Below are 1964 nucleotides of genomic sequence, written 5' to 3'. Positions count from 1 at the left end.
CCGCCGGCGCCGGCGTCCGGCATGTAGCCGGCCGGAATCAGGCCCCGCAGGACGACAGCGAACAGCAGGGCGAGCAGCGTCGCCGCGAATCCTGCTGACGGGCGTCCCTTCGGGTCCATGGCTCGCCTTCGGCCTCGGGCGGACGCCAGGCAACGCGGCAGGACGTCGCGCACCCGCCCCCCGATTTCGGGAGCGCTGTGGGCTATCCCGGCGCGCGCCCATCTCCCGGCGGTTCCCGGCGTCCCAGCCAGCGATACACCCGGAACGCTCCGGCGCCGACGGCCACGGAGCCTGTAATGAAGAGGGCGGCGAATATCATGCCGGCGCTATCGAGGTCTGACGTCGACGCCAGGCTCCCGAATATGAGCACAGCGACAACCGCCATGAAGATTCCGACCGCGCTCATGGTCGATGACAGCCATCGATAGTAGCTCCATCGCGCGTGCGACGGGGTCCAGCGCCATTCGTCGCTGGGCGACTTTCTCATCACTCCGGCGCGCCGTCCGCGGGCAGGGCCGCCAGGCTCGGCCGCTCGCCGCGCTTGTCCGCCGCGACGGCTTCCACCCGGCGCATGACGCGCAGCAGGTTTTCCCCGGCCAGTTTGCGGATGTCGGCCTCGCTCCAGCCGTTCGCCATCAGGGCGGCCAGCAGGCGCGGATAGGCGTCGACCCCCGCGAGCCCGTCCGGCAGGCTGCCGACGCCGTCGAAGTCGCCGCCGAGGCCGACGTGATCGATGCCGGCCACATCGCGGACGTGCTGGATGTGAGCCACGACATCGGCGATCCCGGCCCGGGGCGCAGGGTTGGCCGCCATCCACGCCTGCAGGCCCGCGGTCGCCGCGACCGGGTCGCCCGGGTTCAGCGACGTCAGCCGCGCGTCCTCGGCCGAGCGCGCCGCGTTCCAGGCCCTCACCGTCTCGCTGACGAAGCCCGGCACGAAGGTGACCATGACCACCCCGCCGTCCCCGGCCATCTGGCGCAGCACGGAGTCGGGCACGTTGCGCGGATGGCCCGTCACCGCCCGGGCCGAGGAGTGGGAAAAGATCACCGGGGCTTCGGACACCCGCATGGCGTCCATCATCGTCTCTTCCGAGACATGGCTCAGGTCGACCATCATGCCGAGACGGTTCATCTCGCGGACCACCTCTTCGCCGAAGGGGTTGAGCCCGCCCCATTTCGGGGCGTCGGTGGCGCTGTCGGCCCAGCTCGTGGTCGCCGAATGGGTCAGGGTCATGTAGCGCGCCCCCGCGTCGTGGAACTCGCGCAGCAGGCCCAGCGAATCGGCGATGGAATAGCCGCCCTCCATGCCGATCAGCGAGGCGATCCGGCCGCGGCGATGGATGCGCTGGATGTCGTCGGCGGTCGTCGCCAGCTCGAACACGTCCGGGTGGGCGCCGACGAGGCGCTTGACCGTGTCGATCTGCTCGAACGTGGCCTTGGCCGCCTCGACCGGGGTCAGGCTGGCCGGGACATAGACCGACCAGAACTGGCCGCCGACGCCGCCGGCGCGCAGGCGGGCGATGTCGGTGTGAAGCCGGGTCGTCGCCTCGAGATTGGCGGTCAGATCGACAGCGTGCGGGTCGTTTCCATAGACCTGACGCAAGGCCCACGGCAGGTCGTTGTGCCCGTCGATCAACGGCGTCCGCTCGAGGATCCGACGGGCCGCGGCCTCGTCCTGGGCGGCTGCGGGGGCCGCGGCCGTGAGCAGGGCGGCGGTGGACAACAGAAGGGCGCGGATCATGGTGGGTTCCCGAAAGCGGCGACGCCGGACAGTGGCAGAGGATGGCGGGGCGTCAATGGGGGCATGAACGCCAATTGCTGCGCTGCAAGTTCATGTTCAGCCATCAAACTTTTCAGACCCAACCCCCTGTTTTCCCTCCACATCGCCTCTTCGTCAGCGTCACGAACGCGCCGTAGGAAGACCCCGGGATAGACTCCTGCCCATCCCGTCGAAGGGGAGGGCGT

At 70.0% G+C, this 1964-nt stretch carries 1 protein-coding gene; it reads right to left on the bottom strand.

The annotated features are described in order from the left end of the window. Nucleotides 1-486: 486 nt before the first annotated feature. Entirely contained in the window at nt 487-1740 is a 1254-nt protein-coding gene (locus RDU12_RS15360; protein ID WP_308685508.1) for a dipeptidase, read from the bottom strand. Nucleotides 1741-1964: the final 224 nt, after the last annotated feature.

Origin of the sequence: Brevundimonas sp., from assembly GCF_031082345.1 — a bacterium.
GTDB lineage: Bacteria > Pseudomonadota > Alphaproteobacteria > Caulobacterales > Caulobacteraceae > Brevundimonas.
The sequence above is the reverse complement of the archived record's forward strand: the minus strand, read 5'-3'. Positions and strand labels throughout refer to the sequence as shown.